The sequence below is a fragment of the Streptomyces sp. LZ34 genome, assembly GCF_053890475.1.
Genome location: NZ_CM132680.1, coordinates 10,772,276 through 10,786,350, shown reverse-complemented (window position 1 = coordinate 10,786,350; position 14,075 = coordinate 10,772,276). Strand labels below are relative to the sequence as shown.

Here is a 14,075-nt window from a genome sequence, read left to right as displayed (position 1 = left end):
CCCAAAGCCCTTCCTCCCGCCGCTATATCAGCGGCTTCCGCGCTTCTGCTCACCGGCTGCTTCGCTTCCGGCCCGCCGTCGGCCGCCGAGGGCAAGCGCCTCCGCGTCGCGATGATGCAGCCGCCGCGCTCCGGCCTGTCCCCGCTCAGCGACGATGCCTTCAAGCTGTCGCGCTGGAGCACCGCAGAGACCCTGGTCACCCTCGACAAGGACGGCGACGCGGAGCCGGCCCTCGCCACGAAGTGGCGGCGCACCGGCGACCGGACCTGGACCTTCACCATCCGTCAGGGTGTGGAATTCCACGACGGGACGGCGCTCGACGCCCACGCCGTCGTGCGGTCCCTGACCGCCGCCACCGAGGCCGCGCCCAAGCCGCGCATCCTGGACGGGGTCGACATGACGGTGAAGGCGAGCGGTGACGACACCGTCACCGTCACCACCGCTCACGCGGACCCGCTCATCCCGCAGCGGCTGTCCTCCCCGCAGCTGTCGATCCTCGCCGCCAAGGCTTACCAGGGGAAGGCGGTCAACCCGGTCGGCGCCGGCACCGGCGCCTTCGTCCTGAAGAAGGTCGACGGGACCACCTCGGCCACCCTCGACCGCAACGCGCACTACTGGGGCGGCAAGGCCGAGGCGGCCGGTATCGATGTCAGCTTCGTGCCCGACGGCGCAGCCCGGGCCGCCGCCCTGCGCAGCGGGGAGGCCGACATCGTCGAGGCCATCCCCGTCTCCCAGGCGGCGCTGCTGGACGAGGACCAGATCAGCGAAGTCCCCATGCCGCGTACGAACACCCTGTATCTCAACACCGAGCGGGGCGCGTTCGGCGACCCGGCGCTGCGCGCCGCCGCGCGCCGCGCCATCGACGCCAAGGCACTGGTGAAGGGCGTCTACGAAGGCCGCGCCGACGTCGCGCGAGGCCTGCTGGGGCCGGCGCTGCCCTGGGCGGCCAAGGGGCGGGAGGGCCGTACGAAGACCGTCAAGGCCGGTGACCCGGGTGGCCGGTCCGTCACCATCGGGACCTTCACCGACCGGGCCGAGCTGCCCGAGGTCGCCACCGTGCTGCAGCAACAGCTGCAGGACGCGGGCTTCAAGGTGAGGCTGGAGGTGCGCGAGTACGCGAACATCGAATCCGACGCCCTGGCGGGAAAGTTCGACGCCTTCATCCTCTCCCGTGCGACCGTGCTGGACTCCGGTGACCCGGCCGCGTATCTCCACAGCGACTTCGCCGGCGACGGCTCCTTCAACATCGCCCAGCTCAGCGACGAAACGGTCGACAGGGCGGTGCGGAAGGCCGAGGCCACCGCGTCGGGCGACGCCCGGCGGGCGGCGATCCTGAAGGCCGAGACCGCGATCCTCAACACCGACGCCGCGATCCCCATGCTGCACGAGCGGGTCATCCAGGGAGATGCGGTGGACGTGGTGGGCTCGGCCAAGGATCCGCGCGAGCGTGCGCTGGTCACCGTCGATACGTACGTCAAGTGAGCGCCGCCCTACGGGCCGAGCTGACCCGGGTGGCAGCCCTGGCAATCGTCACCGCTGCCGTCGGGCTGCTGCCCTGGCTGTCCGGCCGGGACCCGGCGCTCACCGTGCTGCGCGCCCGGTCCGCCGAACAGGAGCCGACGCACGAGGCGTTGGCGGCCGTGCGGCACGATCTCGGGCTGGACGCCGGGGCTCTGGCCCTGCTCGGCGACTGGACAGCCGGGCTGCTGCGCGGGGACCTCGGGCAGTCCTGGGTCTCCGGCACCGACGTACTGCCGTCGGTGCTCTCCGGGCTCGGCGTCTCCCTCACGCTGATGGGCGCGTCACTGATGGTGGCACTGGTGGTCGCGGCCGTCCTGTGCGCTCCGGCTCTGGTACGGGGCGCCCGGGGCACGGTGCGCGGAGGCAGCGGGGCGGTGGCCGCGATGCTGGCGGCCGTACCCGAATTCCTCCTGGCGACAGTGCTGTTGATCGTGCTCGGGGTGTGGTGCGGCTGGCTGCCGACCTCCGGGTGGCAGGGGCCCGCGCACATGGCGCTGCCCGCTCTCGCCATGGGTATCCCCGCGGGAGGCATCGTCGGACGGCTCGTCGACGACGCCCTGCCCGCCGTCTTCGGCGAGCGGTGGGCAGGGCTGTGGCGCGCGTCGGGCGTGACGAACGGGCGGATCGCCGGTGCGGCGCTGCGGCGGGCCATGCCGGCGCTGGTGCCGCAGCTCGGCCTCGTGGCGGTCGGCCTCACGGGCGGTGCCGTCGCCGTCGAGACCGTCTTCGCCGTGCCCGGTCTGGGGCGCACCGCGCTCGGTGCCGCCAGGTCCCAGGACCTGCCGTTGCTTCAGGGCGCCGTACTGGTCCTTCTCGCCCTCGGGCTGGCGGCGGGCGCGCTGGCGCATCTCGTACGCCGCCGACTGCTCGGGCCGGGCCTGAAGGACGCGGCGCTGTCCCTTCCCGCTCCTGTGGTGGCCGAGCCGACGCGGCTGCGCCGGGCAGTGCCGGTGCTGCTCGCCGCCGTACTCGCGGCCGCCATCGGCTGGGGGCTGTTCGGCGACCCGTACCGCCTGGACATGTCCGGGCGCCTGGCGGCGCCGTCCTTCGCCCATCCGCTCGGCACCGACGGACTGGGCCGTGACGTCCTGGCCCGGCTCGGGCACGGCGCCGCCGCCACCGTCGGCGTGGCCCTCGCCGTATGCGTGGTCTCTTACCTGTTCGCCCTGGCCTTCGGCTTCCTGACAAACGTCTCGACCGGCGCCGCCGATATCGCCAACGCCCTGCCCCCGGTCATCGTCGGCATCCTCGTCGCCGCCGTCCTCGGCCCCGGCACGGCGGGCGCATCGATCGCCGTCGCCCTCGTCTCCTGGCCACCGCTCGCCGCGCACGCGGCGGCGCTGGTGCGCGAGACACGCGCAGCGGCCTATCTGACCGCCCAACGCGCCATCGGCGCCCGCCCGTTGTGGATCCTCACCCGGCACATCCTCCCCGCGGTCGCCGGGCCCGTCGCCCGCCACGCGGTGCTGCGGCTCCCCGGCATCGCCCTGGCGCTGGCCTCACTCGGCTTCCTGGGACTCGGCGCCCAGCCGCCCGCTCCCGAATGGGGCCTCATGCTCGACGAATCACGGCTGTACGTGGAGCGAGCCCCCTGGGCCGCCCTCGCCCCCGCCCTGGCCCTCGCCCTGCTGGCCGGGCTGGCAGTCTCCCTGTCGACCGCGGGCATGCGCACACGCCGGAGCACCGGCCTTTGAGGTCCGGCCGTGAGGTTTCCGCACAGCCCGCATACGTATGCGATCCGCACCATCCGCACACTCCGTACCCGAGGTGACGTCCCATGCCCGAACCTCTGCTCGCCGTAGGCGACCTCCGCGTGACCCTGCGGGACCGGGGCCACGCCATACCTGCCGTACGTGGAGTGTCGTTCGATGTGAACGAAGGCGAAGTCCTCGCCATCGTCGGCGAATCGGGGGCCGGCAAGTCCCTGACCGCGCGGTCGGTCCTCGGAATGCCGCCACACGGGGCCCGTGTCACCGGCAGCGTGCGGCTGCGCGGGCGCGAGCTGGTCGGCGGATCCTGGGCGGACGTGTGGGGCCGCCGGATGGCGTTCGTACCGCAGGACGCGCTGACCGTGCTCAGCCCGGTGCACACAATCGGCGACCAGATCGCCGCGGCCGTGCGATCCGTGACGAAGACCTCCCGCAAAGAGGCCCGGATACGGGTCGTGACAGCCCTGGAGCGCGTGGGCATCGCGGACGCCGCACGGCGGGCACGGGCGTATCCGCATGAGTTCTCGGGCGGGATGCGACAGCGAGCGGTGATCGCGATGGCGATGGTGAACGAGCCGGAGCTGGTCGTCGCCGACGAGCCGACGACCGCGCTGGACCCGGGAGTAGAGGCCCAGGTGCTGGATGTCCTGGCGACAGCCCGCGAGGCCACCGGCGCGGCGCTGGTGCTGATCACCCACGACCTGCGGGTCGTCGCCGGGCACGCGGACCGGGTCCTGGTGATGTACGCGGGGAAGACCGTGGAATCAGGCCCGGTGGAGCCGGTGTTCCGAACCCCCCGAGCCCCGTACACCGCGGGCCTCATCGCCTCACTGCCGCCCGCCGAAGCGGGCTCAGCGGACCGGTGGCTGCCGTCGATCGACGGCGCACCGCCGTCACCAGTTGCCCTCCCGCGCGGCTGCGCCTTCGCACCGCGCTGCCCGCTGGCCCGGCAGGAGTGCGAAGACCGCGAGCCCGCACTGGCCGCGGCCGGGGAACCGGGGCAGCTGGCCGCGTGCCACCGCTCGACGGACCTTCCGGTACCGGCGACCGAACTCTTCTCGCGGAAGGCGACAGCATGACCGACCCGCTGCTGAAGGTGACCGACCTCGTCGTCCGCTACGGCCACCACACTGCCGTCGACAAGGTCTCCTTCGAGATCCACGCGGGCGAGACACTCGCCCTGATCGGCCCATCGGGCTGCGGCAAATCCTCCACTGCCCTGGCCGCCCTCGCGCTGCGCCACCCGGACGAGGGGAGCGTACGTTTCGAAGGACGGGAGCTCACCGTCCTGCGGGAGCGGGAACTGCGCCGCCTGCGGCCACGATTCCAGCCGGTCTTCCAGGACCCCTACGGCTCACTCAGCCCACGGCTGCGGGCCCGCGACGCGATCGCCGAACCCCTGCGCGCACAACACAGGCCACCGGCACCCGGCCAGGTCGAGAAGCTGCTGGAGACGGTCGGCCTCGACCCCTCGCTGGGCGACCGACTGCCGCACGAACTGTCCGGCGGACAATGCCAGCGCGTCGGGATCGCACGAGCCCTCGCGGGCGAGCCACGGTTGCTGGTACTGGACGAGCCGGTGTCGGCACTCGACCCGTCGGTGCGCGCGGGAGTACTGAATCTGCTCACCGCCCTGCAGGAGAAGCGGGGCCTGGCGTATCTGTTCGTCTGCCACGACCTCGCGCTCGTACGCCACTTCGCCCACCGCGTCGCGATCATGCGGCAGGGCCGGATCGTGGAGACCTGCGCTGCCCGCGAGCTGAGCCTCACCGCACTCGGCGGTCCTCTCCCGCCGCCGTCCGCAGGACGATCGCCGCACCGTCCAGCAAGGGCCCGGTCCGACTGATGGTGGGAGTGGGCACACCTCCAGGACATATGAAAACGATTATTATCTTGATGAATTCTCCCCATGCGCCACCAGAAACCAGCACACAGATCCCCAGGCAGCCGCGTATGCGACCGGTCCCCCGGACGCGGACCGCTGGCACTCCTGCGCAGACTTGCCGCAGCAGCGGGTGCCACTGTCCTCGCGGTCACCCTTCTGTCCTCCGCTCCGGCCGACGCCGCCGCCGCCGACCAGCGGTTCCCCGACACACCTGACCGGTACCTGGTCGCCGCCGACCCGAGCGCCGCCGAGGTCTACGTCTACCGGACCTCGACCATGAAGCTCACCGGCAAGCTTGACGACGTCGTGCTCGGCGAACACGCCGGCAGTGTGCAACTGCCCGACGGGCGACTGCTGTTCACCGACGACCGGCACGCCCGGGTACTCGCCGTCCGGATCGACACGTCCGGCCACCCCATCGTCGTCGGCTCCGCGGACATTCCCACGGACACGACCCGGAAGCGCGCCGGCTGATCGGCGGTCGACCCCTCGGGGCGCTACTTCGCTGTCGGCTCCGACAACGACGGGGCCTCTGAGCAGACCGTCACGGTCGTCAACCTCACCACCTACGCGACGCGTCAGCTCACCGTGAATCTCAAGCCGAACCGCAGTGGCGGCTACGACGAGATGCACGTATACCTGGCCGGCCACCCCCTGCTGCTGATCGTGACCGCAGGCGGCGAATTCAGGGCCTACGCCCTCTCCGACATCCTCCGAGGCAAGGCCGCCGCACCGACCGGCACCGCTCCTGTCGGGTTCGACACCCACGGCCCCGTGGTCTCGCGCAACGGCGACCGGGTCTACAGCACCACCCCCGACGGGCTCGACAGCGCGGCCGTATCCGGCGGCACCCTCCGCGACCCACGCAGCGTGCCCTACTCCACCACCCGCGACGTCGTCCAGAACTACCGCCCCCCCCCCCCCCCCCCCCCCCCCCCCCCCCCCCCCCCCCCCCCGGCTGTCCGCCGACGGACAGTCCGTATACGGGGCGGTCGACCAGGCCGACCCCGATCGTCCGGCCGAGCGGTGGGCCGACACCCACACCTTCGTCAACGCCATCGACCTCCGACGAGGCCGCTCTCACCTCATCCATCTCACCGACGGAATCGTGGGTCGCTTCGCGCTGTCCAAGCCCTACGCACTGTTCTTCGCCATCCACCCCGACGGCGACGCGGCCTACCTGCTGGACGTCAACCCGGCATCGTCCACCTACCGCAGGATCGTCGGCCGAGTGCCGCTGCACCCGCTGCCGCACGGCCCCCAGGAGGGGAAGCCCGCCGCCGGCACACAGCGACGCAGCGGAGCCATCACCCCCGCCGGGGACCTCGCCTTCGTCAGCCACGGCGGCGACGGCCTGATCTCCGTCATCGACACCCGAACTCGCCGGGTGACCAAGATCCTCAAGACGCCGACACCACTTGCCGCCGGCGGCTACCTCACCACCGTTCAGCCCAAGACCAGGCTGACAGACCTCATCGCCCGCTGACCCGCGGAGCGGCAGAGCGTCCCTGCTCGCCCGCACAGCCCGGGTGGGGGCGTCCGACCATGAGCCGGAAGCCCCCATTTACGGGTCAGCTCTCCGGGTCATACGCCTCGGCGCCGAGCAGCGGATCGGGGAGGCGGGCCCAGTGGTCGGCACCCAGGGCCAGTTCACCGTCGTCGAGTACTGCGCCATCCAAGGCGACCCGCAGCCGGCCCTCGTCCAGTTCGGCGCCCGTGAAAACGATCTCGTTGCGCCGCTCGCCGTAGTAGTCGTCCCAGTACCACGACGCAAGCGTCCGGCGCTGGGGCGAGGCGGCGCACCAGGCCGCGGCGTCCCCGTCCGCCAGCCAGCGCCCCGCCTCCCGCAGTTCGAGATGGCGCCCGGCCGAACGCCAGGAGACGACCGCGTCCGGGCGAGTGGCCATCCACAGGTGCCCGCGGCTGCGCACCACCGCGGGCATGACCTGCGGCAGGATCTGCGCCAACCGCTCGGGATGCAGCGGGCGCCGGGACCGCCACAGCACCGAGGCCACGCCGCGGTCGAGGCCACGGCGGCGCACGACGGGAGTGACGGCGTCGATCCGATCGGCCGGTCCGGCCGCGGCCCATCCGGATCCGGGCCGCGCCAGAGCCGGAAGAGAGGTGCTGTCGGCGCCCTCCATGTCGAGGTGCGGCATCGCGGACGGGTTGAGGTGGGCGAGCAGGGCGCGGGCGCCTTCCCGGCGGCCGTCAGGCTCCTGCCGTCGGCCCCGCAGGACCATCACCTGGGCGGCCTCCACTTGACGGGCGGCGGCCTCAGCGACCGTGAGGGGCACGGCGTGCGGATGGTGGCCGAAGACGGGGACGGCGCGGTGCACGCAGCGCAGATCCCTCAGCAGCCGGCCGGGGTCGACGCCGACGGCGAGCGGCGCCAGATCGTAGTGGTCCGACAGCGGAGTTCTACCCAGTGGGGTCCGCCACAGCTCGGCCAGAAACGGCACCGCGTCGACATTGTCAGGGAGCGCGAGCACGACATGCGGGCACGTGGCAGCCCGTGCGATGACGTCCAGATCCTGGCGGATGATCACCGCGGGATCGCCGGTGGCCGCTTGAGACAGCGAGACCGGTTCCCGTTCATCGCCACCTGCGGCGAAGCGCTGGACGAAGGGATACCGCCCCGCCTCGTCGCCATGGACCGAGACCGAGAGCACCAGCACGCCGGGCGAGGTGCGCAGCAGCAGGTCCAGCACACGCCCCCGGGCTTCGGGGGTGTTACCGGACACCAGACCCAGCAACCCCCGGCCCCCTCGCCTCACACCGGCCCTCACTCCGCCACCCGTCCGATGGCGGTCACGAGCGCATGAGCGGTCCTGCGTACCCGCAACATCACCAACGGCACATCTCCTCCTGAGTGACGACGCCACAGTGTCACCACAGACGTTACATGGAAACGGTACCCATTTTCATATACGGTTACGGGGCAACAACACCCATCAGGAAAGGACCGATGCGTCATGGCCGTCCCCAAGCGGAAGATGTCCCGCAGCAACACCCGCCACCGCCGCGCGCAGTGGAAGGCGAGCACGCCGGAGCTGGTAACGATCACCATCGACGGCCGCGAACACCAGGTGCCGCGCCGCCTCGTCCCCGCCTACCGGCGCGGCCTGCTCCACCCCGAGGGCTGACGCGCCCTATGGCCGACCAGCTGCCGGTGACGGTCTTGTCGGGATTTCTGGGATCCGGCAAGACCACACTCCTCAACCACCTCCTCAACAACCGCGACGGGCTGCGCGTCGCGGTGATCGTCAATGACATGAGTGAGGTGAACATCGACGCCGAACTCGTCCGCGACGGCGACGCCGCCCTCTCGCGCACCGAAGAGCGGCTGGTCGAGATGACCAACGGCTGCATCTGCTGCACCCTGCGCGACGACCTCCTGGAGGAGGTGGACCGGCTCGCCCGGGAAGGACGGTTCGACTACCTCCTCATCGAGTCCAGCGGCATCTCCGAGCCCATGCCCGTCGCCGCGACCTTCGCCTTCCCGCGCGACGACGGCGCCACGCTGGGCGAGGTCGCGCGGCTCGACACCATGGTCACGGTCGTCGACGCCGCAGGCTTCCTGCCGGAACTGACCGGCGGCGACGAACTGGCCGCACGGGGCCTGGACCAGTACGAGGACGACGAGCGCACCGTCAGTGATCTCCTCATGGACCAGGTCGAGTTCGCCGACGTCATCGTCCTCAACAAGCTCGACCTCGTCACCCCGGAGGCGGCCGAACGGCTGGCGGCGGCACTGTCCCGGCTCAACCCGGTCGCCCGCATCGTGCCCGCCACGCACAGCCGGGTCGCACTCGAGGAGGTGCTCGGGACCGGCCGCTTCGACCTCGAACGCGCTCAGCAGGCCCCCGGCTGGGTCATGGAACTCAACCGCGACCATGTGCCGGAGACCGAGGAATACGGCATCTCCAGCACCGTCTTCCGCGCCACCCGCCCGTTCCACCCCACCCGGCTGTGGGACTTCGTCGCCACGGAACTGGACACCGGGACCTACGGCAGCGTCCTGCGCTCCAAGGGCTTCTTCTGGCTGGCGACCCGCCCACGGGTGACCGGGCTGTGGTCGCAGGCGGGCGCCGTCGCCCGGTTCGAGCCATCTGGAGCACGCGATGGCCAAGGCGAGGCTGAGGACGTCGCCGACCACGGCCAGGAGCTCGTCTTCATCGGCACCGGACTGCGCCCCGCCGCCCTGCACAACGCCCTGTCCGCATGCCTGCTCACCGACGACGAACACGCGCTGGGCGCACACGTCTGGTCGGCCTGGAACGATCCCTTCCCCACCTGGGAGACCTACGGCCTCGACGAGACCTGCGACCACGAACACGGTCCACACGAGGCCGAGCCGGTACCGCAACCCTGAAGCGCAGCACACTCGGCGGGCCCCGAGGGGCGGCACGCGCAGGGCCGGGCCGAATTTCCCCCTCCCCGCAATGAGCCACACCGCACTCCACCGAAGAGCCGATGATGAGCGACCCCTACGAACAGTCGGCCGATACATCGACATCATGATCGCCGAAGCATGGGAAGCCTTCGGCCCCGCGGTGGCCGAGGCCCTCAAAAGCGTCGAAGCCATCGCGGGGACGATCAGCGATCTGAGGGCAGGCTCGGGACGCGGTGCCCGCGCCACGCGCGCCGTGTGCCGTTCGGAAACTCATCGCTGCTACTCGGAGCGGGTCTGGCGTTCCATCACGGTCTGCTGGAACCCTGTCCGGGTGATCGTCTCTCTGGTGTACCAGGTGGCTCGGAAGCTGCTCGCGTTCCCGGCGTTGCTGTTGCGTCGGGACGCGGCCAAGGACGCGGAACTGCTTGTACTGCGACACGAGAACGCGGTGCTGCGCAGGCAGCCCACGAGGCCTGTGCGGTACGAGCCGGCGGATCGGCGGTGGTTCGCGGCGCTGTCGTCGCTGATCCCCCGGTACCGGTGGGCGCACGCGTTCCCGGTGACGCCCACGACACTGCTCGCATGGCACCGCAGGCTGATCGCCCGGAAGTGGGACTACAGCAAGCGCCGGACCAGGCCCGGGAGACCGCCGACCGCGCGTGTGGTGAAGGCGCTGGTGCTACGGCTGGCCAAGGAGAATCCGCGGTGGGGCTGCCGACGGATCCAGGGCGAACTCATCCGGCTCGGACACCCGGTCGGCTCGACGACGGCCTGGGAGATCCTCACAGCGGCGGGCATCGATCCAGCCCCACGCCGGGGAGGCCCGACGTGGCGCGAGTTCCTGACCGCGCAAGCCGAGTCCATCATCGCCTGCGACTTCCCATACATCGACCTGATCGACCTGCGCCGCATGTACGCGCTGGTGTTCCTCGAGCACCCACACGCCGACTGCACATCGCCGGCGTGACAGCCCATCCCACCGCGCCCTGGGCGGTGCAACAGGCGAGAAACCGCGCCATCGAGCTGGGTGTGCGGGTGGACTCGCTGCGCTTCCTGATTCGCGACCGGGACGCGAAGTACACCGAGTCCTTCGACGCGAGGTCCTCGACCACCTGCTCATATGGAACGAAACCCATGCCCGACAGATCCTCGACGCCTACGCCCGGCACTACAACCGTCATCGCCCACACCAGGCCCGGGCACAGCTCCCTCCCCTCGCCGACGACGGATCGAATGCCATGTCGTGCAGACCCAGCCCGCACGCGGCCTTCCACCGCAGGTCGCACCGCAGTTCCTGCACCGTCTCGTGATCCGACAGCCCGTGCTGGGACTGCAGGATGATCGCAGCGGCCAAGATCTGCGGCGGCATACTGGGCCGCCCGTTCGCCAACGGATACATGTCCGCGAACATCTGAGCCGGAAACAGGGCACCACGATGCTCGGCCAGGAACGCGAACACACTCCCCGCCGGGATCAAATCCCGGCACGTCTCCCACACGTCCGGCCCAACGGTCTCCCCGACCCACTCACCCATCGACACAAGACGAGTCTGGCTCTGCCGCTCACGCGGCAGAGCCAGAACCCAAGATCTTCATCAGTCTTCTAGTAGATGTCACAGTCCTGCAGAGTGGCACCCGCGTAGGAGCCGCCGCCCTCCTTCGCCTTCACGAGGACATAGCGGAGCTTGCTATGCTCCAGCGCCTCCTCCAGGTCCCGCGCCAGCTTGCCGTCCCGCGGGGACTTCGCCGCACGCTCCTTCATCAGCTCGATGATCGTCTCCACGTACTCCCTGGTCCCCTGCTGGACCAGCTTGCCCTTGTGGCGGCCCTTCCCCTGACGCCAGCCGAGATCGCCGGACGGCGCCTTGGCCTCGACGATGAGTAGCTTGCCGTTCTTGAGCCGGTATAACTGGTCGAACATATCGGCGCCGTTGGGGGTCTTGGGCAGTGGGATCCACTCGGCGCCCCGGAACTCCTCCGGAACGACGTGGTAGCGGGCCGCGCTCTCGCCGAGCCGCTCGGATATGGAGCTGTTGTTGGGCTTGACGCCGAGTTCCTTTCGGTACGTCTGCCGTGCCTTGTCGAGTTCCCGTTGACTGGCCACGGTGGGACTCTCCCGGAACTTCCGCTCCGCGTTGGTGAGATCCACGGACGCTTTGCGGTGGTCGGCGATCTTGTCGAGCAGGCTGCTCCGTTTTCTGTCGCCGACCGAGCCCGGGCCGACGGACTTCGCGGGGGACAGCGTCGCGCCGGGTGCCGAGGGCAGCTCGTGCTTGGAGATCCAGTTGTTCTCGTTGTCCTTGGCGAGCTGAGGCAGCCCGACGCCGTTCTCCGCCGCGGCCTTGCTCAGACGGCGGCCGATGCTGTCGTAGTTGTCAGAGAACCAGACCGGGTCGTTGTTGGCCTTCCAGATCATTTCGTTCTGGATGTACTTACGGTGGTCGGCGCCCCGGCTCAGCAGCTCGTTGCAGGTGAACACACTGTTCGTACGCTGCGGGGTGCCGTCGGGGCCGGGCGGATAGGTGGTGAACACGGCCGCGTCGAAGGCGGGCCCGCCCGCGCCCCGGCAGTGCTTGTCGAGCTTGAGCCTCTTCAACTCCTGTACCAGCGCCTGCCGGCCCATGCCGACCAGGGCCGTGATGGCGTTCGGGTCGATGTCGACCCAGGCGACCTTGTTGAAGCCGGGCGGGGCCACCCCGTCACCGGACAGTTCGCCGATCGCCTTCGCGAAGTCGTTCACGACCGCGTCCGTGCTCCCAGACACGGCCTTGCGCTGGATGGTCTGCTTACGGGTCAGGTCCTGGAGGTCGGCCTTGTACCCGTCCGTAGAGCCCGCGGGTTTGAAGGTGGTGCCCCAGACGACCTCGTGCCCCGCTCGCGCCAGATCGCTCGCATGCTGGAGCGTCCGCCGGTCAGAGTCGTTGAACTGGGCTGTCTTCGCCCGTAGTTCGGCAAATCCGCTCTCGTCGGAGAGCTTCAGGTTGTCGGTGTTCACGGCCAGTTCGTAGAACGGCTCGAACGCGCCCTGCTGCACCAGATTGGCCACCGTCTGGCTGACATCGCTGATCCGTTGCTTGCGGAGCAGGGGGCTGGTCCGCGGACCGATGCCAGGTGTCATGGCGTCGAGGAGCTGGAGGACGGCCTTGCCGTTGGCCGGGCCGCTGTTGGCACGCTGGTCGCCCATCGGCTCGTTGAGCCGGAAGCCGCGGTCCGCCAGCCGTTTGACGAGCGCCGGGTCGTCGCCCATGACATCCGGTGCGTAGAAGACGGCGGACCAGGTCACCGGGACCGTCTGGCCGGGCGCTGCCACATTCCTCGCCGTCGCCGTCAGCGCACGGTTTCCACCGGGAGGCACCGAAACGGTACTGTTCAGCGCTGTCTGGCCCGCTACGGTCACCATCACCGTGCCACTGGCCGGAGCCGTACCCCGGTTGGTCACGGTCACGGCGGCCGTGCAGCTCGGAGTGGTGCAGACCGACGGGGTCGGGGTGGCCTGCACCGCCACGTCCGGCTGCGCCACCACGCGTTCGCTCAGCGGCTCGGCCTGCTCCTGCGTTTCGTCGACCCGGCGTACGGCCTCCGTTGTGCTCTGCACCTGAGCCTCGTCGGGCTCACTGACCGCGGACGACAGGCCCGGGTCCGGCGCGGGCTCACCGGCCGCCGCGCTCGCGTGGCCCGCGGACCGTACGGCGCCGCCCGGCGGGCCGGAGCGGAAGGCAGCGGTGCGCACATCCCAGATGTTCGGCGCGGGTTCGGGCGTGGTGGGGCCTTGAGGCTCGGCGGAACCCGGCAGGCCGACCGACAGCGGCCGGTACGGAGGGGACGCGGTCACCACGATGCGCAGGGTGCCATCGGTCAGTACCTTCGCCGGGCGGCCGTTCACCGAAGTGGCCCCGCTATGGCGCCACTTGGCAACCCCGGACGGACCGTCGGAGTCCTCATCAAGGAGGGCATCGGCAAGCGCCGCCGGAGTCAGCCGGGACAGCTCGGCCAGGCCGGTCACACCGTGCGGCGGGTCGGCCACCCAGGTGTTCGCCAGCGCGTCGGCGCTGCCCGGCTCGTGCCCGAACCACCACTGCTGGTTGCCGCGCAGAAGGGTTCGCTCCGGGCTCACGGCGAGTTCCGCGAGCGCCCCCGAGTCACGGCTCAGGGTTCCGTACGCGGTGCCGTCGCGGGCGACCGTCAGACGGAAGCCGACGATCGCGCCGTTGCCGTCCACCGTGGTCCCCGCATAGGTGACCCCACGCCAGGCACGCAGGCTCTTCGTGGCCGCCGAGGCCAGCTGCGGGGGCGTCTTCTCCTCCTCGCGCGGCCAGAGCACAAAGGTCGTCAGACCGGCGATGAGCACCACGACCAGCGCCAGGACGCCCCAACGCCAATACGGGTGGGGGGAGTTCGTGAGCCAGGTGCGCGCTCCGCCCGCCCGGGACGCCTGACTGTCCGGCGGCGATTGAGAGGGGGGCAGCGCCTGCGGGGGGCGTGGGGGGTACGGGGGGTACGGGGGCAGCGGTGGTCGTGGGGGCGGTTGCTCGGAGGGTACTGATGCGCCCTCCCTGTCCCTTGCG

Annotated in this window: 11 protein-coding genes and 1 pseudogene; 9 read left to right on the top strand and 3 right to left on the bottom strand. The window is 70.7% G+C overall.

All coding sequences use genetic code 11. From position 1 onward, the window contains the following. The first annotated feature begins 111 nt into the window (after positions 1-111). The 6 genes from ACWY4P_RS46240 (at position 112) to ACWY4P_RS46215 (ending at position 6,601) form a co-directional block, all read left to right on the top strand. A complete protein-coding gene (locus ACWY4P_RS46240) occupies positions 112-1,482 on the top strand; it encodes an ABC transporter substrate-binding protein (protein WP_456206812.1) in 1,371 nt (456 codons plus the stop codon). Continuing rightward, complete coding sequence (locus ACWY4P_RS46235; RefSeq protein WP_456206811.1) at positions 1,479-3,215, top strand: ABC transporter permease subunit; 1,737 nt, start codon at positions 1,479-1,481, stop codon at positions 3,213-3,215. Before ACWY4P_RS46240 ends, ACWY4P_RS46235 begins: the two co-directional genes overlap by 4 nt. An 83-nt stretch (positions 3,216-3,298) precedes the next feature. Beyond that, positions 3,299-4,309: an ABC transporter ATP-binding protein gene (locus ACWY4P_RS46230; RefSeq protein ID WP_456206810.1), complete on the top strand. Its 1,011-nt coding sequence runs from the start codon at positions 3,299-3,301 to the stop codon at positions 4,307-4,309. Further along, on the top strand, positions 4,306-5,076 hold the full coding sequence (locus ACWY4P_RS46225) for an ABC transporter ATP-binding protein (RefSeq protein WP_456206809.1): 771 nt from the start codon (positions 4,306-4,308) through the stop codon (positions 5,074-5,076). The genes ACWY4P_RS46230 and ACWY4P_RS46225 overlap by 4 nt, the downstream gene beginning before the upstream one ends. 63 nt (positions 5,077-5,139) lie before the next feature. Beyond that, positions 5,140-5,589 carry a hypothetical protein gene (locus ACWY4P_RS46220; protein WP_456206808.1) on the top strand — a complete coding sequence of 150 codons (450 nt, stop codon included), beginning with the start codon at positions 5,140-5,142 and terminating at the stop codon, positions 5,587-5,589. A gap of 634 nt (positions 5,590-6,223) precedes the next feature. Further along, positions 6,224-6,601 (top strand): hypothetical protein, encoded by a 378-nt coding sequence (locus ACWY4P_RS46215; protein ID WP_456206807.1) that lies wholly within the window; start codon positions 6,224-6,226, stop codon positions 6,599-6,601. Between the two features lie 85 nt (positions 6,602-6,686). On the opposite strand, the gene ACWY4P_RS46210 is transcribed toward ACWY4P_RS46215, so the two are convergent. Further along, entirely contained in the window at positions 6,687-7,859 is a 1,173-nt protein-coding gene (locus ACWY4P_RS46210) for a GTP-binding protein (RefSeq protein ID WP_456206806.1), read from the bottom strand. 231 nt (positions 7,860-8,090) lie between these two features. On the opposite strand from ACWY4P_RS46210, the gene rpmF reads away from it, so the two are divergent. From rpmF to ACWY4P_RS46195, 3 genes and pseudogenes are all read left to right on the top strand, one after another. Next, a complete protein-coding gene (gene rpmF / locus ACWY4P_RS46205) occupies positions 8,091-8,261 on the top strand; it encodes a 50S ribosomal protein L32 (protein WP_137976993.1) in 171 nt (56 codons plus the stop codon). Positions 8,262-8,269: 8 nt separating this feature from the next. Continuing rightward, positions 8,270-9,490, top strand: a complete 1,221-nt coding sequence (locus tag ACWY4P_RS46200; protein ID WP_456206805.1) for a GTP-binding protein — start codon at positions 8,270-8,272, stop codon at positions 9,488-9,490. A gap of 352 nt (positions 9,491-9,842) precedes the next feature. Then, positions 9,843-10,731: pseudogene (locus tag ACWY4P_RS46195) on the top strand (integrase core domain-containing protein); the annotation flags it as partial. On the opposite strand, the gene ACWY4P_RS46190 reads toward ACWY4P_RS46195, so the two are convergent. Together ACWY4P_RS46190 and ACWY4P_RS46185 are read right to left on the bottom strand one after the other, a co-directional pair. After that, complete coding sequence (locus tag ACWY4P_RS46190) at positions 10,689-10,880, bottom strand: transposase (protein ID WP_456213281.1); 192 nt, start codon at positions 10,878-10,880, stop codon at positions 10,689-10,691. The pseudogene ACWY4P_RS46195 and the gene ACWY4P_RS46190 overlap by 43 nt on opposite strands. 233 nt (positions 10,881-11,113) lie before the next feature. Next, the gene (locus ACWY4P_RS46185; protein ID WP_456206804.1) at positions 11,114-13,861 is read right to left on the bottom strand and encodes a hypothetical protein; all 2,748 of its coding nucleotides are present in this window, start codon (positions 13,859-13,861) and stop codon (positions 11,114-11,116) included. Between the last annotated feature and the right edge of the window lie 214 nt (positions 13,862-14,075).

What these genes read in the sequence shown, in the direction of transcription:
- ACWY4P_RS46240 (WP_456206812.1), top strand. Translation starts at nt 112, where the DNA reads ATGATGCAGCCGCCGCGCTCCGGCCTGTCCCCGCTCAGCGACGATGCC.
- ACWY4P_RS46230 (WP_456206810.1), top strand. Translation starts at nt 3,299, where the DNA reads ATGCCCGAACCTCTGCTCGCCGTAGGCGACCTCCGCGTGACCCTGCGG.
- ACWY4P_RS46225 (WP_456206809.1), top strand. Translation starts at nt 4,306, where the DNA reads ATGACCGACCCGCTGCTGAAGGTGACCGACCTCGTCGTCCGCTACGGC.
- ACWY4P_RS46220 (WP_456206808.1), top strand. Translation starts at nt 5,140, where the DNA reads ATGCGCCACCAGAAACCAGCACACAGATCCCCAGGCAGCCGCGTATGC.
- rpmF (WP_137976993.1), top strand. Translation starts at nt 8,091, where the DNA reads ATGGCCGTCCCCAAGCGGAAGATGTCCCGCAGCAACACCCGCCACCGC.
- ACWY4P_RS46200 (WP_456206805.1), top strand. Translation starts at nt 8,270, where the DNA reads ATGGCCGACCAGCTGCCGGTGACGGTCTTGTCGGGATTTCTGGGATCC.
- ACWY4P_RS46190 (WP_456213281.1), bottom strand. Translation starts at nt 10,880, where the DNA reads ATGCCGCCGCAGATCTTGGCCGCTGCGATCATCCTGCAGTCCCAGCAC.